Origin of the sequence: Pseudoduganella sp. SL102 (assembly GCF_027856995.1) — a bacterium.
Lineage (GTDB): Bacteria > Pseudomonadota > Gammaproteobacteria > Burkholderiales > Burkholderiaceae_D > Rugamonas > Rugamonas albidiflava.
On record NZ_CP115554.1, the window covers coordinates 1,876,656 to 1,897,890 of the forward strand.

A 21,235-nucleotide genomic window follows, 5' to 3' on the forward strand; every position below is an offset into this window, starting at 1 on the left:
AGTGCTGTATGGAAATATAAAATTCTGAAAAAGAAGAGTTTCACGAGGTAGAGCTGGCGGTGCCCGATCTTGATCGCCAGGTGTCACATAACTCCAAATAACGAAGAGTCGAAATGAATCTTAGCAAAATGAAGGTAGGCAGCCGGCTGGCGCTTGGTTTCGCACTGGTACTGGTGTTCCTGGTGGCCGTGACCGTGGTGGGTATTTTCCGCCTGGCGCAGATCCAGGATCGCCTCGATCACGTTGTTAGCGTTAACAACGTGGTAACGCGCCTGGTGATCGACATGCGCAACAACGTTGCCGACCGCATCGGTTCGCTGCGCGTGCTGACCCTGATGTCCGACCCGGCCGACATGGAACCGGAGTTTGCCCGCATCAAGGAACAGACCGCAAAATACCAGGCCGACCTGCAGAAACTGGAAGCCAAGTTCGCGATCGAGGGCACCCCGGAAGAAAAGAAGCTGCTGGCGGCGATCAAGGAACATGAAGGCGTGGCGATGCCCGCCATCGAGCGCGCTTCGCAGTTCTGGCTGGCCAATGACGCGATGAGCGCCACCCGCGTGCTGATCAAGGAAATCCGTCCTGCGCAGAAGAAGTGGATGGAAGCGCTGGACCAGCTGGGCGCGCTGGAAGACAAGGTCAACAAGCAGTCCGCGATCGAAGCCAAGGAAGGCTTCACCAGCGCCCGTAACTTCATGATCGGCATGGGCGTGCTGGCCGTGCTGCTGTCGGTGGCTGCCGCGATCGCCATCACCCGTGGCCTGCTGAAGCAGCTGGGCGGCGAGCCGGACTACACGGCGTCGATCGCCGGCAGCATTGCCAACGGCGACCTGTCGATCTCGATCGACACGAGCGGCGCCGCGAAGGAAAGCCTGCTGTCCGAAATGAAGGAAATGCGCGACAGCCTGGTAGGCATCGTCAGCCAGGTGCGTGTGGGTACCGAAACGATCGGCACGGCATCGCGTGAAATCGCCGCCGGCAACATCGACCTGTCGTCCCGTACTGAAATGCAGGCATCGTCGCTGGAAAAAACCGCGTCGGCGATGGAAGAACTGACGTCGACCGTGAAGCAGAACGCCGACAACGCCCGTGAAGCCAACCAGCTGGCTGCCAGCGCCTCCGACGTGGCCCGCAAGGGTGGCGCCGTGGTGTCGCAGGTGGTCGACACGATGAGCTCGATCAACGAGTCCGCCAACAAGATCGTCGACATCATCGGCGTGATCGACGGCATCGCCTTCCAGACCAACATCCTGGCACTGAACGCCGCTGTCGAGGCAGCCCGTGCCGGTGAACAGGGCCGCGGCTTCGCCGTGGTGGCTTCCGAAGTGCGCAACCTGGCCCAGCGTTCGGCCGGCGCCGCGAAGGAAATCAAGGCGTTGATCGGCGACTCCGTCGAGAAGGTGGAGCGCGGTTCGAAGCTGGTCGGCCAGGCCGGCGTGACGATGGATGAAGTGGTGGCTTCGGTGCGCCGCGTAACCGACATCATGGGCGAGATCGCCAACGCCAGCCAGGAACAGAGCGCCGGCATCGAGCAGGTGAACCGCTCGATCATCGAGATGGACGGCATGACCCAGCAGAACGCCGCGCTGGTGGAAGAAGCGGCCGCCGCCGCGCAAAGCCTGCAAGACCAGGCTGGCGAACTGGCCCGCGTGGTATCGATCTTCAAGCTGGAAGCAGGCGAAGAGCGCGCCGTGATCGAAGCCGTGAGCACCGCCGCCAAGGCCGTGCCGACCACGGCCAGCGTCAAGGCGATTGCCAAGCCTGCCGCCCGCAAGCCGGCGCCGGCCATCGCCGCCAAGCCCGCTGTTGCCAAGTCCGATAGCGCCAAGCCGAAGAAATCCGTGGCTTCCGCCCCGGCCGGCGCGGACGAGTGGGAAGAATTCTAAGCAAACAAACGAGACAACAACCTCAATTCACAACTTTCTGGAAAAAATAATATGAACAAGCATCTGATCACCTTCTTCGCTGCCACCCTCGTTGCTGGCGCCGCCTTCGCTTCCGAAACCCCGGCCTCCGTCGATGCCCGCAAATGCAAGGCCGACTACCCGAAAGCCTCGCTGCTGAACGAAGAGCAGGGCGCGGTCACGATGGCCTTCCTGGTGTCCACGAGCGGTGACGTGGTGGAATCGAAAGTCGAGAAATCGAGCGGCTTCAAGAACCTGGACAAGGCGGCACTGAAGGCGCTGACCGCATGCAAGTTCACGCCGGGCAAGAAAGACGGCGCCGTGGCCCAGACCTGGACCAAGGTCGATTACGTTTGGGCGCTGTAATCAACCGTAGCTGATAACACAAGGGGAAATCAGATGAACAAGCGTTTCATGGGTGTACTGACCGCGGTGCTCTTCGCTGGTGCCGCTTCCGCTGCGGAAGTGCCGGCTTCCTTCGATGCCAAGAACTGCAAGGCCGATTATCCGAAGGCATCGCTGATGAACGAAGAACAGGGCACGGTATCGATGTCGTTCCTGGTCTCGGCCGGCGGCGAGGTGAAGGATTCCAAGCTCGACAAATCGAGCGGCTTCAAGAACCTGGACAAGGCGGCCATCAAGTCGCTGTCCGCCTGCAAGTTCAAGCCGGGCTCGAAGGATGGCGCACCGGCCGAAACCTGGGCCAAGGTCGACTACGCCTGGAAACTGGACTGATTTCCCGAGCGCGCCTGACCGGCGCGTGGCGAATGCATAGACAAGCGCAGTGACAAGCGCATTGACAAGCGCAGTGACAAGCGCATTGACAAGCGCAGTGACAAGAATTCCTGCTTTACCTGTTTTACCTGCTTTACCTCTTTAGCCGGCTCACGCCGGCTTTTTTTTGTCCCGGTTTTGTTCCGCACGTGCGTGCGGTTACATGCGCTCACATCTGTTAATCTGGTGACTGTCTCTTATTGCCGATTGCCATGAAAACCCCGCTTTGTCTTTCCATGATGTCGCTGGCGCTGCTGTCCGGTTGCACGATGATGCGCAACCAGAACGATCCGGCGCGCCTGAAGCAGACCGTCTCGGTAATCAACGCGGTGACGTGGACGAATCCGCTGTCCGGCAAGCGCGACGGGGTGCGCACCACCTGGCCTCTGCTGCAGCTGGCCGGCCACGAGGAAATCTTCCCGCTGGCGCAGATCAAGAATTGCCCGGCGAAAGAAGCCACCGGCGCGGTGCCGTGCGCATGGGGCGTGCTGAGCACGTCGCGCACCATCACGCGCTATGCCTACATGGCCGGCGGCGTTACGCTGGACCTGGGCGTGCTGGTGGATGTACATCGGCGCCAGCAAGACCGCCGGCGCAACTTCCATACGTCGATGGCGATTCCCACGGATGTGCCGGCGCTGCAATACCGCAAGGTACTGCAACAGGGCGTCGCGCTGCCTTACGGGAAGGTGTACCGGATGGATTTCGACCATGGCGTGCGCTTTGAAATCTGCGCGCAGCGGCGCGACGCGAATGGTCGTGCGCTCGATGATTGCGACATACCGTATATTTGATTTGCCGAATCAACCGATGGAGGAAAATGATGGCGCAATCGAAATCTACGGGTAACCAGAACAAGCAGTCCGCCACCGAGGCGGAAGTGAAATCCACGCCCTCGAACAAGAAAGCCAAGAGCGGCAAGGAAGCGGCCAGCCATACCAAGGCAGGCAGCAATGAAGGCGCCGGTGGCGGCAAGAAGCAGGCTCGCCACCATTGAGGATTGCCAGCTGCGTGGCGAGGCCGCGCGGCTGTTTTCCAGGCATGGGCAACATTGAATATTGCGCTGTTGTTTGCCGCTGTAACGGTGTGTAAATCCGCGGCGGGCGGGCTGGAAATTCCCTATAGTTCTCTATTGGGAAGGAGATTTACCATGAAAAGCTTGTTGATTTTGCCTGTCGTGGCAACCGTGCTGGCTGGTTGTGCCGTTCCCGGCCCTTACTACGCCGCGCAACCTGTCGATCCATACCAGTGGCGCACCGTGTCGGTAACGCCGGTGGCGCCGGGCACCGCGGCCAGGAACGGGTCGACCGTTACCTACACCACCGAGCCGCTGCCCGCCGTGACGTATGTGCCGCAGCCGGTGTATGTGCCGCAACCCGTCTATGCGCCGGCGCCCGTGTATGCGGCACCGTCATACTGGTATCCGCCGATTTCGATCGGACTCGATTTCGTGTGGAGCCACCGTTCCGGCGGCTGGGGGCGTGGTCACCACGGCCGCGGCTGGCGCGGTCGCCGTTGATCTGTTCCGCGGCCTTGAACGCTGATAGCCGGCTCGATACAGCCGGCTTTCTTGCGTTAGTTCAATGCTGCTTGTTCAATGCAGCCCGCTTAGTGCAGTCCGCTCAGTGCAGTCCGCTCAGTGCAGCCCGCTTAGTGCAGCAGGAAGAACGTGGCGTTGTGCAGCAGGTCGGTGGAGCACAGCAGGTACGTGGACGTGCCGACCAGGCCGAGCAGGATGGTGCTGAAGGTGAGGGGAATGTGCCGTGCCATGATGGGCTCCTTTTGACTTAAGTTCATCTTAAGTGGGCGCCTGTCCGGCGTCATCGGCAAAAGGTGGGGCGAGTTGTAGGAGGAACGCCCGTCGACATGCGCAGCTTTTCTGGCTGCGCATTTTTTACGCGGATCAGCGGCGACCGAACGTAATCACGCTGCTTTCGGGGGCGGTGTCGAGCGCATCCGAAATTTTCAGCCACAGGCTCACGCTGTCGGGCTGCTTCAGCTGGATGCCGGCGCCGTCGATATAGCCCACCAGTTCCAGCGTGCTGGCATTCATTTTTGCCTTTGAAACTGTTGGCGCTACCATCACCAGGCGGTCGTACGCCTTGCGCACCTTGTTTTCCCACTTGTGCAGGCTGGTTTCCTCGAACCGGTTCGATTCGAAGTACACGGTCAGCGTGCCATCGGGATTCCCGTAGCCGACAATGCCCGAACCTTTGCGGATCGGCCCGTTGCCCAGGTCCAGTGCATCGGTGGGCACGAACACGCCGGCGCGGCCATCGAGGCCCGGGCGCTCGGTGGGGGTGTCCTTGCTGTACGTGGAAAATTCTTTCGATGCGGGAGCGGCGGAGGACATGGTGGTTATTAGTATTTGGCAATACCAATATTGTACCGGCAAATAAATTCCGTGGCGCAACTCATTCGGGATATTTCACTCTGGACGCCCACCGAACAACGGTTCCGTGCGAAACAACCTCATTTATCGGCGTGTGCCTGCGGAATATCTTGCTCGGTATCCATCGCGGCGCTGATGCCCACCGACCAGGCATAGTCATACGCGTTGAAATGTACCTGTGCCATGTATCCGCAGGCGATCATTTCCTTGCAAAGATCCACTGCCTGCTGTTCCGTTTCGCAGGAAATCTCGTCCGGAAGGCGTTGTCCAGCCATGCTGCTCTTCGGGATCGCCACATTGAGCGGCGCGCGCTCTGCTGGCGCGCTTTTACCCAGCATGCGCCCAAGGAAGCGGGACAGGGCTTGGCCCAGACCCGCAGCCGTTTCCTTCAGCACGAATCCGGGAGAGAGAGGCAGTGCTTCGCTTTTTTGCTGATTCATCGACGGCCTTGCGAGTAGCCTGCTGGACCGGGACGGGCAGACAGGTTCTTTAAAGAAATTTAAATTGGCAAACTGCACCAATTATAAAGTTTCCTTAGGGCATTGCGATTAAATTTACTGGAATCGTGGGCAATAAACCACGCGGGTCGCGCAACGGTTTTACCGCCTGTCGGGGGGGGGCTGCTGGCAAGCTGCGGACGTTTGATCTGGAACAGATAGAGCGGAATTAGCCAGCAGGCCATGTCGATGAAAAGTAGACCGGCGTGGCGTGGACCTGGAGGAACGGGGCGCGAAAGAAGGCGAGGCGGGTATGAAACGAAGCCTGCCGGTCGGGATCGCCGGCGGTCAGCCGACCCGCAAGCCCATCTCCGCCAGCACTTCTGCCGCCTGCCGCAGCGAGATGAGGGCGCCCTGGAACAGCTTGATGTCCGACAGCTTGAGCCCGCCGAGATCCGCTTCCCGCAAGTCGGCGTTGTCGAAGCGCGCGCCTTTCAGGTTGGCATTGCGCAGGCTGCCGCCGTGGAACAAGGTGTCGCGAAAATCGCAGCCGGCCAGGTCGGCATCGGCGAAATCGAGCTGGACCAGGGTCGCCTTGCGAAACGACATGCGGCGCATGTCGGCGCCGACCAGCAGGCAGTCTTCGAACGCCAGTCCCAGGTGGGCGGCTTCTTCGAAATTCGCGCCGGTCAGCTTGCAACCTTTGAGCAGCGCCGAAGCCAGCCTGGCCCGCCGCCAGCTACTGTTGTTCAGGTCGCAGCCGTGGAATTGGGCGTCGGTAGCATCCGCCGACTCGAAATCCGCCTGGCGGCCGCGGCAGCGTTGCCATGTGGTGTGCGTCAATTTCGCCGCATAGAACGAGGTTTCCGCCACGCTGCAGTTCACGAAGGCCGCGCCGCGCAGGTCCAGCCGCGACAGGTCGGCGCCATCCAGGTCGCAGTGCTCGAATGTGGGGGTGCCTTGGGCGATCGCGCTTTCAACATCGGCGCGGGTCAGGGTTTGTTCTACGACGTGCATCGGATTCCAGTGGTTGCGGATGCGCCAGCGCGATCCCATGGGGATCAAGTGAGGACTTTGCCGGCGAAGGCGGCAATTATAGGGGCTGCTGGCTGGCGCGTGCTGGCCCGCGAAGAGGGCTGTTGAACGCGCCGGCGATGCGGGTTGGCTGTCAGGCGGCGGCGCGGTCGGCTTCGTGGGGAACGGCGGGCACTGCCGGGCGCTTGAACTTGAGTGCCGGCTTTTCGATGGCGAACCAGCTGGCGGCGCCCAGCGCCAGTGCGGCCGGGGCGGCGATGGCGAACACCAGCCATGGCGACATGCCGGGGAAATACCAGACCAGCAGTTTCTGGATCGGCCAGGCGTACAGGTAAGTGCCGTACGAAACGTCCGGCAGTGCGTTGAACCGGTTCAGGAATGCCGACGGTTTCTTGGCCAGGTAGATCAGCGCATAGCAGCCGCCGGTGGCCAGCGCCAGTTCGCTCGCGCTCCACGAGAACATGCAGACAATCACGGCCGCCGTCACGGCAATGGCGACGCGGCCATCCAGGCGGATCTTGTCACGGTAGATGTAGAAGCAGCCGCCGGTCAGGAAGAAGCTGGGCAGCCGCAGCAAGCCCACGTCGAAGTGCACGACTTTCGACAGGGCCAGGGCGCCGAGGACGGCCAGCGTTATCGCCAGCCAGAAGTGGCGGATGCGCAGCGCGCCGGTGAGCCCCGCGGCCAGCACCAGCAGGTAGCAGGCGAATTCGTACGAGATGGTCCACATCGACAAATTCACCTTCGGCAGCGGCGTGCCCTGGAAGACCGGCGGCACCACCGGCGCCTGCAACAGCAGTGCCCCGCTGGCGAAAGCGCCGATGTCGAACGCGGTGAAATACGCGGCGGCGTCGGCACCCAGCGGCCCGACCAGCAGGGCGGAGATCACGCTCGCCACCAGGAAGCCGGGATAGATCCGCAGCATGCGGCTGCGCAGGAACTGCTTCGCGCTGGGAGCGAGATCCCAGCTCTGCACGATCAGGTAGCCGCTGAGCACGAAGAACGCGTCGACCGCGGCGAACCCGAGCGGGATCGTGTCGAACAGGCACATCAGCGGCTCGCGATGGTTGTCGCCATCGGTCAGCTCGGGGGAGTGGGACAGGATGACGCACAGCGCCAGGATCAACCGGATCAGGTTGAAGTTGTTTTGCCGATCGGCCTGCGCCATGGGAACCTCCATTTTTCCGCTGCACAAGTATGCAGCAAAAATGGCGGTAAATGTATTTATGGCAACTACCAACAAGCACGAAAACAACAAAACCGTGCTTCCCCATTGCTTTGTGGATGGCTTCGATCCGGCGCAATCAATGGAGATAACCTCGGTAGCAAACTTTGATAGTCAATCTTTCGGAGACATTCACATGTATCACTCGCCACCGCCAGCCCGCCAGTGTTTTTTCTTGCAGCAGGTGCCCCCATCCCATCAGTTCCAGGCTGTCATCGGATTAAAAGAGGCTGCGCTACTCATCATTTCAGGCTTCGTTACATTGTTCCCCAGCGTTGCGCATACCAAATCCGCTTACGCCTACACGCTGACCGGCGACCGATTCATCCAAATGATAGGCAGCACCAAGGCGCTTGACAGCTATGAATACACCTTGCGCGAAAAGGCTTATAGCTACCTCGACGGCGTGCGTGATGGCGCCGAAGGCCATGACTGGTGCGATGTAAATCAGTTGAAAACGCCAGATCTTGCATACGAACTCGCCGCCGACATCGCCAGGCTTCCTGCCGCGGAGCGGAAGAAAAACGCGTCGATTCTCCTGCTCGATCTGCTGCGTCGCAGGTTTCCGTGTCCCGTCAAAGGAGGTAATCATGAAGCCGTTGTTCAATCAGGTGGAACAGAATTTCCCGCAGAGCGAAAAACGCGAGGCGCTGTATGAGGAAATTGGCTGGTCCGATTTGACCAGCAACCCTGCTTTCTACGATACATGTGCGATCCGGATGAGCGTGGCCTTGCTTCGAGCCGGAGTGAAGCTGCCCGGAGCAAGGGATGGCGGCAAAAAGTGGACGCCTGAAGGGAAAGCGGATTGAACCCGGACAAGGGAAGCTCTCACAGATCCTGAAGCGGATCTGGGGAAATCCTGAAGTGTACAAGGGCGAGCAGGCTGCCAGGGATGGTATCGGCAGACGAGCCGGCGTTGCTTCGTTCTTCCGTATTCATGGCACACCGAACAGCGGTGGCCACATCGACCTGGTTCTGCCCGCCGCGAGCGGGTTTCCCGTGTGCGCCCGCACCTGCTTCTTCGGCGCGATGGAGGTTTGGTTCTGGCCGTTGAAGTAACGGGACGCAAAACAAAAAAGGCCACATGCCGGAGCAGGTGACCTTTTTCATTGAATTCGGTGGGGTGGCTGATGGGGCTCGAACCCACGACAACAGGAATCACAATCCTGGACTCTACCAACTGAGCTACAGCCACCACTGAACTACGTTTTCTGTTTCGCCAGTAGCGCAACAGAGGCCGCATTATACAAGGCCGATTGGCATCTGGCAAACCCCTATTTCCCGGAAAGTTTCCAAAAACCGGGGTCAGACCCCGGTTTGAGGAAATATTTCCGTGGAGTAAGTGAAAAACCGGTGACAGGCTCCGATTATTGTTGAAATCGGAGCCTGTCACCGGTTTTTTGGCACTGTCTTCCGGCGATGCCAGGCGACGTCGACGGCTTCAGAAAATGGTGCCTGTCACCGTTTTTCTGGAAATGTTTCCCGGAAAATGGTGACTGTCACCGTTTTTCCGGCAACACTCAGGCGACGTCGACGGCTTCGACTTGCGGGGTAAGCGAGAGCAGGGCGCGGAAGGCTTCGGCGAGGACGGCGGCGCTGGCGGTGGTGTAGCCGCGCAGGTGGGGCACGCCGGCGGGGCGCAGCATGCCGGCGCCTTCGAGCAGGCGGGCAAGCTGGCGGGCGACGGCGTCGCCGGTGTCGATCAGCGCGATGGGCTGGGTGGTGTGCTTCGCCACCACGTCGCGCATTGCCTGCTCGACGAACGGGTAGTGCGTGCACCCCAGCACCAGCGTATCGGCGCCGGCGTCGAGCAGCGGCACCACGTACTGTTCCAGCAGCGCCATGGTGCCCGCCGAGCCCAGTTGCCCCAGCTCGATCTGGTCGACCAGGCCGATGCACGGCTGCAGCAGGAATTCGGTTTGCGTGGCAGCGGCGATCTGGTCGCGCAGTGTCAGGAGTTTCTCGCTGTGCAGCGTGCGGTCGGTTGCCAGCACGCCCACCTTGCCGGACTTCGTGGCCGCGGCGCCCGGCTTGAGGCCCGGTTCCACGCCGACGATCGGCACGCCCGGCCACTGCGTGCGGATGGCCTTGATGGCGGCGACGGTGGCGGTATTGCACGCCACCACCAGTGCCTTGACGCCTTGCCCGAGCAGGAATGCGGTGACAGCCAGCGAGCGCTGGATCACCCATTCCTCTTCGCGGTCACCGTAGGGCGCGCGACCGGAATCGGCGAAATAGATCAGGTGCTCGTGCGGCAGCTGCGCATGCACGTGGCGCAGTACCGACAGACCGCCCACGCCGGAATCGAAGATGCCGATCGGGGAATCGGCATTGACGGGATGGGTGGGATGGGTCATCAGGGGCTCCTGGTTCGAGGGATGCGGCGTGTCGCGTGGTGGAAATAGTTGGCGCGCCGAATTGCATGCGGCCACCCCAGAAGCAGAGTCCGGGGTCAGAAAGGAGTGCTGGCCTGCATGCCAGCACCGTTCCGCAGGCGCGAAGCATGCTTCGCGAAACCCCTGCTTCACCCCGTCGGGTCTGACCCCAGCCCTTCGCCGTTGGAGTGAACGCACGCCTGCCGACCCGCAAGCACTCCAGCCATCCGCCGTTGGGGTGAATGCATGCCAGCCGACCGGCGAGGATAAACCTTAAGCCAGCGCGCCCTCAGCCTTCAGATTCTCGATCTTCACCGCCCACTCCTTCGGCCCGGTCTGGTGCACCGAGGTACCGGTGGAATCGACAGCCACCGTGACCGGCATGTCCACCACGTCGAACTCGTAGATCGCTTCCATGCCCAGGTCTTCGAAGCCGACCACGCGCGCGTTCTTGATCGCCTTCGACACCAGGTAAGCGGCGCCGCCCACGGCCATCATGTAAGCCGATTTGTGGCGCTGGATCGATTCGATCGCCACCGGGCCGCGCTCGGCCTTGCCCACCATCGAGATCAGGCCGGTCTTCTCCAGCATCATGTCGGTGAACTTGTCCATGCGGGTCGCCGTGGTCGGGCCAGCCGGGCCCACGACTTCGTCGCCCACCGGATCTACCGGGCCCACGTAATAAATCACGCGATTGGTGAAGTCCACCGGCAGCGGCTCGCCCTTGGCCAGCATGTCCTGGATGCGCTTGTGCGCGGCGTCGCGGCCGGTCAGCATCTTGCCGTTCAGGAGCAGGGTCTGGCCCGGCGTCCACGAGGCCACTTCTTCCTTGGTCAGCGTGTTCAGGTCGACGCGCTTGGACTTCTCGGTATCCGGCGCCCACGACACGCTCGGCCAGTCGGACAGCTTCGGCGGCTCGATATAGGCCGGGCCGGAACCATCCAGCACGAAGTGCGCGTGGCGCGTGGCGGCGCAGTTCGGGATCATGGCGACGGGCTTCGACGCAGCGTGCGTCGGGTACATGTTGATCTTCACGTCCAGCACCGTCGTCAGGCCGCCCAGGCCCTGCGCGCCGATGCCCAGCGCGTTGATCTTGTCGCACAGTTCGATGCGCAGCTCTTCGAGCTTGTTCTGTGGGCCGCGCTTTTTCAGCTCGAACATGTCGATGTCTTCCATCAGCGACTCCTTCGCCAGCAGCATGGCCTTCTCGGCGCTGCCGCCGATGCCGATGCCCAGCATGCCCGGCGGGCACCAGCCGGCGCCCATCAGCGGCACGGTCTTAAGCACCCAGTCCACCAGCGAGTCGGAAGGATTGAGCATCACGAACTTGGTCTTGTTCTCGGAGCCGCCGCCTTTCGCAGCCACGCCCACGTCCACCGTGTTGCCTTCCACCAGTTCCATGTGCACCACGGCCGGCGTGTTGTCCTTGGTGTTCTTGCGCTCGAAGTGCGGGTCGGCCACGATCGATGCGCGCAGCTTGTTGTCCGCGAAGTTGTACGCGCGGCGCACGCCTTCGTTGACCGCGTCGGTAACGGTACCAGTGAAGCCCTCGAAGCGCACGCCCATGCCGATCTTCAGGAACACGTTGACCATGCCGGTATCCTGGCAGATCGGACGCTTGCCCTCGGCGCACATGCGCGAGTTGGTCAGGATCTGCGCGATCGCATCCTTGGCGGCCGGGCTCTGCTCCGACTCGTAGGCGCGGCCCAGGTGCTGGATGTAGTCGGCCGGATGGTAATAGCTGATGTACTGCAGCGCTGCGGCCACGGATTCGATCAGGTCTTCTTGCTTGATGATGGTCATGACTGTTCTCTTGCGATTGGCTGGATTAGTGATGCTTGGAACCGTTTTGCGTTCCGGTCATCAGGCGGTCGGTATAGGCGATCGCAATGGCGGACAGCAGGAATGCAATGTGGATAAGGGTTTGCGCCATCAGCGTCTTGGCGTCGTACACCTGGGCGTTGATGAAGGTCTTCAGCAGGTGGATCGACGAGATGCCGATGATCGCCGTGGCCAGTTTCGTCTTCAGCACCGAGGCGTTCACGTGAGACAGCCATTCCGGCTGGTCCGGGTGATCCTGCAGGTTCATGCGCGAGACAAAGGTTTCATAGCCGCCCACGATCACCATGATCAGCAGGTTCGAGATCATGACCACGTCGATCAGGCCCAGCACCACCAGCATGATGGTGGTTTCGTTCAGCTTGGTGGGCGGCGGCGCGCCAGGCACCGTGACGGCGGCGATGATGTGCTCCAGCGATGCCTGGTTGCCCAGCGCGGCACCGATCAGATCCTTCAGCTCGACCCAGAAGTGGAACACGTAGACGCACTGCGCCAGGATCAGCCCCAGGTACAGCGGCAGCTGCAGCCAGCGGGACATGAAGATGAAGGAGGCGATGGGGGAAAGGCGGCGTCCGTTGGAAAACTTCGGATCGGTCATCGAATAGTGGCTCCGGTGGGTGGTGCGGATAAAAACACCCGACATTCTACACCTGAGCGCCCCTTGCCGCAGCTCAAGGCCAGGCCGTCTGCTGCCTGTTATCTGTGCGCTTGTTGCTGAGCTGAAACAAAAGTGAATGTAATGTTTGGTTACGGCAACATCTTCGATTTACAATCTTGGCCTTTCGGCCGCTGCCCATCCCCCTGCAGCCACTGGCCGGCATGCACTTCGCGAAATGGCCCTGTCCCCGCCGCCCGCGCCAACTCCGGAAAAACAACAAATGTTCAATAACCTGAAAATCGGCACCCGCATCAGCATGGTGCTGGGTGTACTGGTCTTCCTGCTGCTCGTGGTGAGCGGCCTCTCCCTGCAAGGCGTCGCGCGCAACAACGAAGGCATCCGCGACCTGAAAAACAGCAGCGCCGGCCTGGTGGCCGCGCAGAACGCCATGTGGGAACTGCGCTTCGGCGTGGCCAACTTCATGACGGCCAACGAGCAGGGCCGCGCCAAGATCCTGGGCGACGAGCAGAAATGGGCCGGCATCATCGAGGACAACCTCAAGCTCTACGAAGCACTGCCGCACTCGGACGAAGAGAAAGCCGGCCTGGCGCAGCTGAGGGATTCGTATGCCAAGTACTTCGCCTCGCGCCCGCGCTGGTTCGAACTGTATTCGGCCGGCCAGACCGAGGAAGCCGCCGAATGGCGCGCCAACAACACCAACAAGTTCGGCGCCGCCACCGTAAAGGGCTTCAAGTCGCTGATCGAAATGCAGGAGAAGCGCGCCAGCGAGGAAGTGGACCGCCTGCTGGCCGCCAACGCCGCCAACCGCAACGAGATGATCGTGGCGGTGCTGCTGGCGATCGCCATTTCCGTAGCGGCCGGCTACCGTGTGGTGCGCTCGGTCACGCTGCCGCTGCGCGACGCGCTGCACCTCGCCGAAACGGTCAGCAAGGGCGACCTGACGAGCCGCGTGACGGTGCGCAGCAACGACGAGATCGGCCAGTTGATGCGCGCGCTGCAGGACATGAACGACAGCCTGGTGCGCATCGTTTCCGAGGTGCGCAGCGGTACCGATACCATCGCCACCGCGTCCAGCGAGATCGCCGCCGGCAACCTGAACCTGTCGCAGCGCACCGAAAACCAGGCTGGCTCGCTGCAGCACAGCGCCGCCTCGATGGGCGAGCTGACGACGACCGTGCGCCAGAACGCCGACAACGCGCGCCAGGCCAACCAGCTGGCCCAGTCGGCCTCCGACGTGGCTGTGAAAGGCGGCGCCGTGATCGGCGAAGTCGTCTCCACGATGGATGCGATCAATGCGTCGGCCCGCAAGATCGTCGACATCATCGGCGTGATCGACGGCATCGCCTTCCAGACCAACATCCTGGCGCTGAACGCCGCGGTGGAAGCGGCCCGCGCGGGTGAACAGGGCCGCGGCTTTGCCGTGGTGGCCTCCGAAGTGCGCAACCTGGCGCAGCGTTCGGCCAGCGCCGCCCGCGAAATCAAGCAACTGATCGGCGACTCCGTGGACAAAGTGGATGCCGGCACCCGCCTCGTGTCGCAGGCCGGCAGCACGATGAACGACGTGGTGGAAGGCGTGAAGCGCGTGACCGACATCATGGCCGAGATCACCAACGCCACGGTGGAGCAGAGCGCCGGCATCGAGCAGGTCAACGTGTCGATCGTGCAGATGGACGACATCACGCAGCAGAACGCCGCGCTGGTGGAACAGGCCTCCGCCGCCGCCGCATCGCTGCAGGAACAGGCCGCCGGCCTGGCCCAGGCGGTCTCCGTGTTCCGCCTCGACAGCTCGGCCCCTGCCGGCCGCACGCTGCTGGCGCACCGCAACTGACAGTCACCGTCGCGGTATCCGGGCGGGAGGGCGGCTGCGGCCACCCTCCCGCTTTTTTCATTGTGGTTAGAATGGCAGTACGGTTTGCCGGGCACGCGCGTCCTGTAAGGGCGTTGTAAGCGCCTCGCCTTACTGTCATGGCAAATAACTACCACGATGGAGACAAAGCATGAACGCAGCTACCGAACAACAAGGTCAGCAGGGCCTCGGCGAAACACGCGTGTTCAACCCGCCCGCGGACTTCACGGCCAACGCCGCCGTATCCGGCATGGAAGCGTATAACGCGCTGGTCGCCGAGGCCGAGCGCGACTACGAAGGCTTCTGGGCCCGCCTGGCGCGCGAAAACGTGGACTGGCAAACGCCGTTCACCCGCACGCTGAACGAAGACAACGCGCCGTTCTACAAATGGTTCGAGGACGGCAAGCTGAACGTGTCGTACAACTGCCTGGACCGCAATCTGCAAAACGGCAACGCCGACAAGACCGCCATCATCTTCGAGGCGGACGACGGCACCGTCACCAACGTCACCTATCAAGAGCTGCACGCCAAGGTGTGCAAGTTCGCCAACGGTCTTAAGTCCCTCGGGATCAGGAAGGGCGACCGCGTGGTGATCTACATGAGCATGTCGGTCGAAGGCGTGGCCGCGATGCAGGCCTGCGCCCGCATCGGCGCCACGCACTCGGTGGTGTTCGGCGGCTTCTCGGCCAAGAGCCTGCAGGAGCGCATCATCGACGCCGGCGCCGTGGCCGTGATCACCGCCGACGAGCAATCGCGCGGCGGCAAGCAGCTGCCACTGAAAGCCATCGTCGACGAAGCGCTGGCCATGGGCGGCTGCGACACGATCAAGAATGTGGTGGTCTACAAGCGCACCGGCGGCAACATCGCCTTCACCGAAGGCCGCGACATCTGGCTGTCCGACCTGGTCGACAACCAGGCCGCCGAATGCGAGCCGGAATGGGTGGAAGCGGAGCACCCGCTGTTCATCCTGTACACCAGCGGCTCCACCGGCACCCCGAAAGGCGTGCAGCACGCCACCGGCGGCTATCTGCTGTGGGCCGCGCTGACGATGAAGTGGTCCTTCGACATCAAGCCCAGCGACGTGTACTGGTGCACCGCCGACATCGGCTGGGTCACCGGCCACACCTACATCGCCTACGGCCCCACGGCGGTTGGCGCCACACAGGTGATCTTCGAAGGCGTTCCGACCTTCCCGCACGCCGGCCGCTTCTGGGAAACCGTGCAAAAGCACAAGGTGACGATCTTCTACACCGCCCCGACCGCGATCCGCTCGCTGATCAAGGCATCGGACGCCGACGAGAAAGTGCACCCGAAGAGTTTCGACCTATCGTCCCTGCGCCTGCTGGGCACCGTGGGTGAACCGATCAACCCGGAAGCGTGGATGTGGTACTACCGGAACGTGGGCCGCGAAGCCTGCCCGATCGTGGACACGTTCTGGCAAACGGAAACCGGCGGCCACATGATCACGCCGCTGCCGGGCGCCACGCCGATGGTGCCGGGCTCCTGCACGCTGCCGCTGCCGGGCATCATGGCCGCCATCGTGGACGAATCCGGCGCCGACGTGCCGAACGGGCAGGGCGGCATCCTGGTGGTGAAGCGCCCATGGCCTTCGATGATCCGCACCATCTGGAACAACCCGGACCGCTTCAAGGCCGGCTACTTCCCCGAAGAGCTGGGCGGTAAATACTACCTGGCCGGCGACGGCGCGATCCGCAACAAGGACACCGGCTACTTCACCATCACCGGCCGCATCGACGACGTGCTGAACGTTTCCGGCCACCGGATGGGCACGATGGAGATCGAGTCCGCCCTGGTCGCCAATCCGCTGGTGGCCGAGGCTGCCGTGGTCGGCAAGCCGGATGACACGACCGGTGAATCGATCTGCGCCTTCGTCGTGCTGAAGCAGGCCCGGCCTACTGGCGAGGATGCCAAGAAGATCGCCGCCGAGCTGCGCACGTGGGTGGGCAAGGAGATCGGGCCAATTGCCAAGCCGAAGGAGATCCGGTTCGGGGATAACCTGCCGAAGACGCGTTCCGGCAAGATCATGCGGCGCCTTCTGCGCGTGCTGGCCAAGGGGGAGTCGATCACCCAAGACGTTTCCACGCTGGAAAACCCGGCAATCCTCGAGCAGCTCAAGGAAACCGCCTAAGCCTGCGGCTTATGCCATGGGGTCTGACCCTGCGGGGCATTGCAGGGGTTTCGCGGAGCACTGCTCCGTGCCTGCAATGCGGCGCTGGCCTGCAGGCCAGCGCTCCTTCCGGACCCCAGCCTTTGCTTCCGGGGTTGGTGTCTAATCCCGCTACCTAGACGCCAGGGGAAAGGCACCGGTTCTCGCGGTTGGTGCCTGTCCCCGGTTCCTCAGCGCACGGCCTTCGTGATCCCGATTGCCCTTGTTCTTGGGTTTGACAGTTTTGCGCCCGTGGGCCTGCAGGGGGACCCTTGACCACGCCCGTCCCTTTTCGAGAAAAAACTTTGCACTCTACAGGCCACCTGCTATAATCTGCGCCTCTCGCAACGCGGGAGAATGCAGGAGAGATGGATGAGTGGTTTAAGTCGCACGCCTGGAAAGCGTGTTTAGGTTCATAGCCTAACGGGGGTTCGAATCCCCCTCTCTCCGCCAAGGACAAAATGAAGTAGCGGCGGCTGGTTTTTCGCTACCAAGTGCTGCTCTCAGAAAGTTTTAAGATACGTGAACCAAGCAATTCGCCTTTGAAAGCCCGCCCAGTGCGGGCTTTGTATTTTGCCGTTCTTGCCTTTCTCCACAACTCTTCAAGTTGCTTGCCCAACGCTTGTTAGCATTCCATCCCTACACAATGATGGCCGCATGCATGGTCGTCATTTGCGGGCAGGGTCGTGAACTTCTGGACGTGGTGCGTAACTGCCTAGGCCTATAGATATAGTCGCGCGTGCATATTTGCAACTCAGCTCACTGCAAAGCATCTGTTCGCTGCCAAGACGTATCTATTGGTCGCGTATTGAAGTAACATCTTCATCTCCTATCATTACGAGAAGCAACGCATAGGGAGTTGTTGCATGATTCTCATCTGCTCGACAGGCCTATAAGAACACTTTACGTACCCACCGAAGAATCATGAACCTACCTCGAGTTCTAGCGAGCATTCCCCACTGCCTACAGAAAGTTGGAGGTTTTCTGCTTGACCTATTACGGGTCCTTCCGCTTGTGGGTGGGCTAGCCGATTGTAGCCGCAAAGACCACAAAGCAGCCGTTAAAGACTTTTTCATCACGTTTGTGTTTTCTACTATGACGTTTTGGATCACAGTGATCATTATGAGCGTTCTTAGCCGAAACTCAGCAACTAGCGCAATGGATCTCGTGATCGGAACTGTATCGAACGGCGAGTTACTGATCTTCTCGGTCTCGTTTGCGAGTCCAATTTTTCTCGCAGCAATGCAAGATCGGGGTGGAAAAAGCCCTTTTCCTGGTGCTATTTGGCATATATTTACCCTTATAGGATTCGCCATAGGTGCTGCGGCTGTATTTGGATTATTGAAGATTGAAGCGTTAGTGCCAGAAATAAAGTTGGGCTTAAATATGGATGCGATACGGACGCTTTCATACTACATTTTTGCTGCAGCTCTTTTGCTGCGCTATACGACAATGGTGTACCAAAAGATGCTTTCAGCAGCTGATGCATCAGGGCCAAAGCAAGATAAAGACTTTGCAGATCGTTGGGCTGCGCATGCTGAAGATAAAGAAAATAAAGGACGATAACTATGAGGCAACAAAGTATTCTGACCGAAAAGTTCAGCGAGTCCTTCCCTTGCTTGAAAGTGCGTCAGCCAATCGGTGATTTCTTTATTGCTACAATAAGTGCAAAAACACTGTGTCAGATCACATACTCAGATGTACGCCGAATGGAACAGGAAGATCGCCAGTTCGAGCAGTACCTTGGAATTCAGCGTCCACTGTCTACTTCGCGAGTGAAGGAAATTGGTCAGTATGTTAATACTGTAGATGCATGCTTTCCCACTGCCATTATATTGGCAATCGACGGTAGGTATGTCGAGTATATCGAAAGTGAAAATCGTATGATTTTGCGAAACTTCACTGATGAGGATGAAGGCGGCGAAAATTTGGAATGTACTCGTATCGCTCAAGTGCTCGATGGCCAGCATCGGATCGCTGGCTTACAATTATTCGGTGGGCGGCAGTTCGACGTAAATGTAAGCATTTTCGTAGACATGGACGTCGAAAGTCAGGCATACGTTTTCTCGACGGTAAACTTAGCGCAAACGAAGGTTAATAAGAGTTTGGTGTACGACCTATTTGAACTGTCCAAAGCTCGTAGCCCACAGAAGACTTGTCACCAGATCGCTGTCGCTCTAAATACGTATAGGAAGAGCCCCTTTTATTCAAAGATCAAGCGGCTCGGAACCGCTACGCAAGGGAAGTTCACAGAGACTCTGACGCAGGCTACTTTTGTTGAGGCACTTATCTGTTATTTAACGGATGATAAAGTCCACGATCGTGACCTTTATCGAAGGCACAAAAAACCCAAGATGGATGAGTCAAAAGGAAATAAATTAATTTTCCGATCCTTGTTTCTACAGGAGCGCGATCTTGAGATCGCCGATATAGTATCAAACTATTTTTCCGCCGTCGCCGAACGTTGGCCGAGCGCGTGGCCTATGACGGATGAAAATGATGGGCCAGAGCGGCCTGCGGAAATGAAAGGTTTGGTGCTGGATAAGACGAATGGATTCCGGGCGCTTATGCGGTTTTTAAAGCCAGTTTATTTGAGTTTGCGTTGGAAAGGTGAAGTCTTATCCAAGAATGATTTCCTGGCAATTCTCAATAAGATCAACTTAAGAGATGAAGACTTTAATACAAACCGTTTTAGTCCAGGAAGTAGTGGCGAGAGCGGCTTATACAAAACCTTTATGGTTGATTCCGGGCTGGAGGAGAAATATAAGTGACTGAATTTTTCTGTTGTGTAGATGTAACGGATTTTAGGCTTTTTAGCAAGATTAAGTAGGAAGAGATTGGAGCGTCTGATTCGTTCCTTCATTGGGTTTCGATCCAAGCTCACTTGCTGTGTTCAATTGGTGGAATATACAATAATGCGAATGAATTTCGATAGCGCATTATTTTGGAATTAGAACATACTAAATACGGGTTTGGTTTTAGCTTGCCGTTACCAATCCAATGCTCAAAGAACTAGGGAGCTTATGTTCCGCTCGGTATAGCTGGGATGCTTCCATCGTACATTATATGTCTAGGCTAGTGGCTCATTATCACTAACGTTGCGACCATTGCCTTGCATTAGATATCCTCTCCTTATCTACCTAATAAGCGCAGGTAGTGAGAAAAGCCTTCCCGGCCGGAGAAATAATGCAGGCAAGGGATGAGCGACGTTTTTGGCGTAAGGCGCTACACTATCTTATATTCAACCCTCAGTATATCAATTCCTCTTATGGACGACTACAGATAGCTCAGTGCGGCATGGTTGCTGTGTCAATGAGGAAATATGGTGAACGTATAGATCTGTTCGGGAGGGCAGTAGGACGGCATTCAAAAACTGCCGTAGTTTTGTCAGAAGCGCCCTATTTTAGCGTCTGGATTAGAGGGGCAGTGACCGCAAGTATTCGAGAGAGGGAATCGGTTCGAACTTGGTTTGCTGAGGGTTATCAGTTTCTGCGATTGGGCGGGCGCTCGCCTGCTCATAAAGCCGATTACTCCCCGGTGCTGTCTGCCTTTGGCTGAGCAGGCGTGCCATATCCCATCGAAATCACGAAGAAACGAGCGAACTGCCGGGCTTCCGCTTTTCCGCGCCTAGCTCGGGGGATATGATTCGCGCAGACGATCTCGATGATTATATCAACACAACTCAGGGGCTTGGCATCATAGCTGAGCTACCTCACCCCTGCGAAATATTGAAGTCAGAAACTCTTGGCGGAGAGTGTCCCGCTAGAATGAGTTCAAAATTATTTGTAGGTGCTATATATTTCGACAGCCGAACTACTCGTCTTCCGCTTCGTTTGCCTCTACCATTTGGATTCGATCCGTTGGATCAAAGCTTACTATTGAAGCAGGTAAACCAATTAATAATAGTGGACACGGATGACCCACACCTCTATCCACTCGGTCCATGAGCTTCCGCCAGTGAGTAGTTGCTTGTCCATATTTGTCTGAGACGAAATGGGTGGCCCATGCATCACCGAAATCTAGCGGATTTTTCTTTCGATTCACCCGGCCATTCACTGTTTTCACCTGCCGGCTGGTTGGCCTCAGCCCGAGGGATTTTAAGTCCGTAAAGGACTGGACATCGCGTTCAATAGTAAATCGTCGAACCAAGCCACGTAGTCCGTTCTGCAGCTCCGTCCCTCTTGTTATGATAATTCCCATACTGATTCCACCTTCAGCGTGCAAGCGCTTGAAGTTTTCCAGATCCCGGTCGAAAAATGGATCCTTGTTATTCCATTCAATCTCCATCGCAATGATGGCTTTACCGCCTTCATAATCGAACTCTCGCACATGGTCCACTTCATGCGAAATCGACTCGCGCGGTACCCCATTAATTGATTTCACTAACTCAAATTTAGTTTTGACCCATTTTTGGGCTGCAAGGCTTCGCCGTAAACGTTGCGTTCCAAGGGCTTCCCCTCCACCTGAACCGATGATTTCTGTGATGGGAATGCTGAAATTCACGAGCGATTTTTCAATTTCTTCGCTAGCTTCTGGAAAGTCCTGCTTGAGGATAGCTTCAGCATGGGACAGAAATCTTATTTCATATCCCTGCTGACGAAGGCTGTCAAACACTGTGGCTC

20 protein-coding genes and 2 tRNA genes are annotated in these 21,235 nt (G+C 59.0%); 13 read left to right on the plus strand and 9 right to left on the minus strand.

What is annotated here, in order from left to right; translation table 11 throughout:
• Positions 1–113: 113 nt before the first annotated feature.
• The 6 genes from OU994_RS07895 to OU994_RS07920 all read left to right on the plus strand — a co-directional run bounded on the left by OU994_RS07895 (position 114) and on the right by OU994_RS07920 (position 4,197).
• Positions 114–1,886 carry a methyl-accepting chemotaxis protein gene (locus tag OU994_RS07895; RefSeq protein WP_281610300.1) on the plus strand — a complete coding sequence of 591 codons (1,773 nt, stop codon included), beginning with the start codon at positions 114–116 and terminating at the stop codon, positions 1,884–1,886.
• Between the two features lie 51 nt (positions 1,887–1,937).
• Positions 1,938–2,270 (plus strand): energy transducer TonB, encoded by a 333-nt coding sequence (locus tag OU994_RS07900; RefSeq protein WP_281610301.1) that lies wholly within the window; start codon positions 1,938–1,940, stop codon positions 2,268–2,270.
• Between the two features lie 33 nt (positions 2,271–2,303).
• Positions 2,304–2,639 carry an energy transducer TonB gene (locus OU994_RS07905; protein ID WP_281610302.1) on the plus strand — a complete coding sequence of 112 codons (336 nt, stop codon included), beginning with the start codon at positions 2,304–2,306 and terminating at the stop codon, positions 2,637–2,639.
• Positions 2,640–2,890: 251 nt separating this feature from the next.
• Complete coding sequence (locus OU994_RS07910) at positions 2,891–3,472, plus strand: hypothetical protein (RefSeq protein ID WP_281610303.1); 582 nt, start codon at positions 2,891–2,893, stop codon at positions 3,470–3,472.
• 26 nt (positions 3,473–3,498) lie between these two features.
• Positions 3,499–3,675 carry a hypothetical protein gene (locus OU994_RS07915; protein WP_281610304.1) on the plus strand — a complete coding sequence of 59 codons (177 nt, stop codon included), beginning with the start codon at positions 3,499–3,501 and terminating at the stop codon, positions 3,673–3,675.
• A 153-nt stretch (positions 3,676–3,828) separates the two neighbouring features.
• Complete coding sequence (locus OU994_RS07920; RefSeq protein WP_131147374.1) at positions 3,829–4,197, plus strand: hypothetical protein; 369 nt, start codon at positions 3,829–3,831, stop codon at positions 4,195–4,197.
• Between the two features lie 384 nt (positions 4,198–4,581).
• On the opposite strand, the gene OU994_RS07925 is transcribed toward OU994_RS07920, so the two are convergent.
• The 4 genes from OU994_RS07925 to OU994_RS07940 form a co-directional block, all read right to left on the minus strand.
• The gene (locus tag OU994_RS07925; protein ID WP_131147373.1) at positions 4,582–5,031 is read right to left on the minus strand and encodes a hypothetical protein; all 450 of its coding nucleotides are present in this window, start codon (positions 5,029–5,031) and stop codon (positions 4,582–4,584) included.
• Positions 5,032–5,150: 119 nt separating this feature from the next.
• Positions 5,151–5,510 (minus strand): hypothetical protein, encoded by a 360-nt coding sequence (locus tag OU994_RS07930; protein ID WP_281610305.1) that lies wholly within the window; start codon positions 5,508–5,510, stop codon positions 5,151–5,153.
• A 345-nt stretch (positions 5,511–5,855) separates the two neighbouring features.
• Positions 5,856–6,524 carry a pentapeptide repeat-containing protein gene (locus tag OU994_RS07935; protein WP_281610306.1) on the minus strand — a complete coding sequence of 223 codons (669 nt, stop codon included), beginning with the start codon at positions 6,522–6,524 and terminating at the stop codon, positions 5,856–5,858.
• 151 nt (positions 6,525–6,675) lie between these two features.
• Positions 6,676–7,710 (minus strand): acyltransferase, encoded by a 1,035-nt coding sequence (locus OU994_RS07940; RefSeq protein WP_281610307.1) that lies wholly within the window; start codon positions 7,708–7,710, stop codon positions 6,676–6,678.
• On the opposite strand from OU994_RS07940, the gene OU994_RS07945 reads away from it, so the two are divergent.
• Both OU994_RS07945 and OU994_RS07950 read left to right on the plus strand, forming a co-directional pair.
• Positions 7,709–8,425, plus strand: a complete 717-nt coding sequence (locus OU994_RS07945) for a Rap1a/Tai family immunity protein (RefSeq protein WP_281610308.1) — start codon at positions 7,709–7,711, stop codon at positions 8,423–8,425. The genes OU994_RS07940 and OU994_RS07945 overlap by 2 nt on opposite strands.
• Before the next feature lie 110 nt (positions 8,426–8,535).
• Positions 8,536–8,826 carry a hypothetical protein gene (locus tag OU994_RS07950; protein WP_281610309.1) on the plus strand — a complete coding sequence of 97 codons (291 nt, stop codon included), beginning with the start codon at positions 8,536–8,538 and terminating at the stop codon, positions 8,824–8,826.
• A gap of 60 nt (positions 8,827–8,886) precedes the next feature.
• On the opposite strand, the gene OU994_RS07955 is transcribed toward OU994_RS07950, so the two are convergent.
• The 4 genes from OU994_RS07955 to OU994_RS07970 form a co-directional block, all read right to left on the minus strand.
• Positions 8,887–8,962: transfer RNA gene (locus tag OU994_RS07955), tRNA-His, on the minus strand.
• Positions 8,963–9,287: 325 nt separating this feature from the next.
• Positions 9,288–10,124, minus strand: coding sequence for a glutamate racemase (murI, locus tag OU994_RS07960; protein ID WP_281610310.1), 837 nt, complete (start codon positions 10,122–10,124; stop codon positions 9,288–9,290).
• Between the two features lie 291 nt (positions 10,125–10,415).
• Positions 10,416–11,945 (minus strand): fumarate hydratase, encoded by a 1,530-nt coding sequence (locus OU994_RS07965; RefSeq protein WP_281610311.1) that lies wholly within the window; start codon positions 11,943–11,945, stop codon positions 10,416–10,418.
• 25 nt (positions 11,946–11,970) lie between these two features.
• Positions 11,971–12,579: a TIGR00645 family protein gene (locus OU994_RS07970; RefSeq protein WP_281610312.1), complete on the minus strand. Its 609-nt coding sequence runs from the start codon at positions 12,577–12,579 to the stop codon at positions 11,971–11,973.
• A gap of 280 nt (positions 12,580–12,859) precedes the next feature.
• Here OU994_RS07970 and OU994_RS07975 point away from each other — a divergent pair, with 280 nt between their 5' ends.
• From OU994_RS07975 to OU994_RS07995, 5 genes are all read left to right on the plus strand, one after another.
• On the plus strand, positions 12,860–14,428 hold the full coding sequence (locus tag OU994_RS07975; protein ID WP_281610313.1) for a methyl-accepting chemotaxis protein: 1,569 nt from the start codon (positions 12,860–12,862) through the stop codon (positions 14,426–14,428).
• A gap of 169 nt (positions 14,429–14,597) precedes the next feature.
• Positions 14,598–16,595 carry an acetate--CoA ligase gene (gene acs, locus OU994_RS07980; RefSeq protein ID WP_281610314.1) on the plus strand — a complete coding sequence of 666 codons (1,998 nt, stop codon included), beginning with the start codon at positions 14,598–14,600 and terminating at the stop codon, positions 16,593–16,595.
• A 380-nt stretch (positions 16,596–16,975) separates the two neighbouring features.
• Positions 16,976–17,066: transfer RNA gene (locus tag OU994_RS07985), tRNA-Ser, on the plus strand.
• A 705-nt stretch (positions 17,067–17,771) separates the two neighbouring features.
• Positions 17,772–18,179: a hypothetical protein gene (locus OU994_RS07990; RefSeq protein ID WP_281610315.1), complete on the plus strand. Its 408-nt coding sequence runs from the start codon at positions 17,772–17,774 to the stop codon at positions 18,177–18,179.
• A gap of 2 nt (positions 18,180–18,181) precedes the next feature.
• Positions 18,182–19,384 carry a DGQHR domain-containing protein gene (locus OU994_RS07995; protein ID WP_281610316.1) on the plus strand — a complete coding sequence of 401 codons (1,203 nt, stop codon included), beginning with the start codon at positions 18,182–18,184 and terminating at the stop codon, positions 19,382–19,384.
• A gap of 1,042 nt (positions 19,385–20,426) precedes the next feature.
• On the opposite strand, the gene OU994_RS08000 is transcribed toward OU994_RS07995, so the two are convergent.
• Positions 20,427–21,227 (minus strand): BglII/BstYI family type II restriction endonuclease, encoded by an 801-nt coding sequence (locus OU994_RS08000; RefSeq protein WP_281610317.1) that lies wholly within the window; start codon positions 21,225–21,227, stop codon positions 20,427–20,429.
• Positions 21,228–21,235 lie beyond the last annotated feature (8 nt).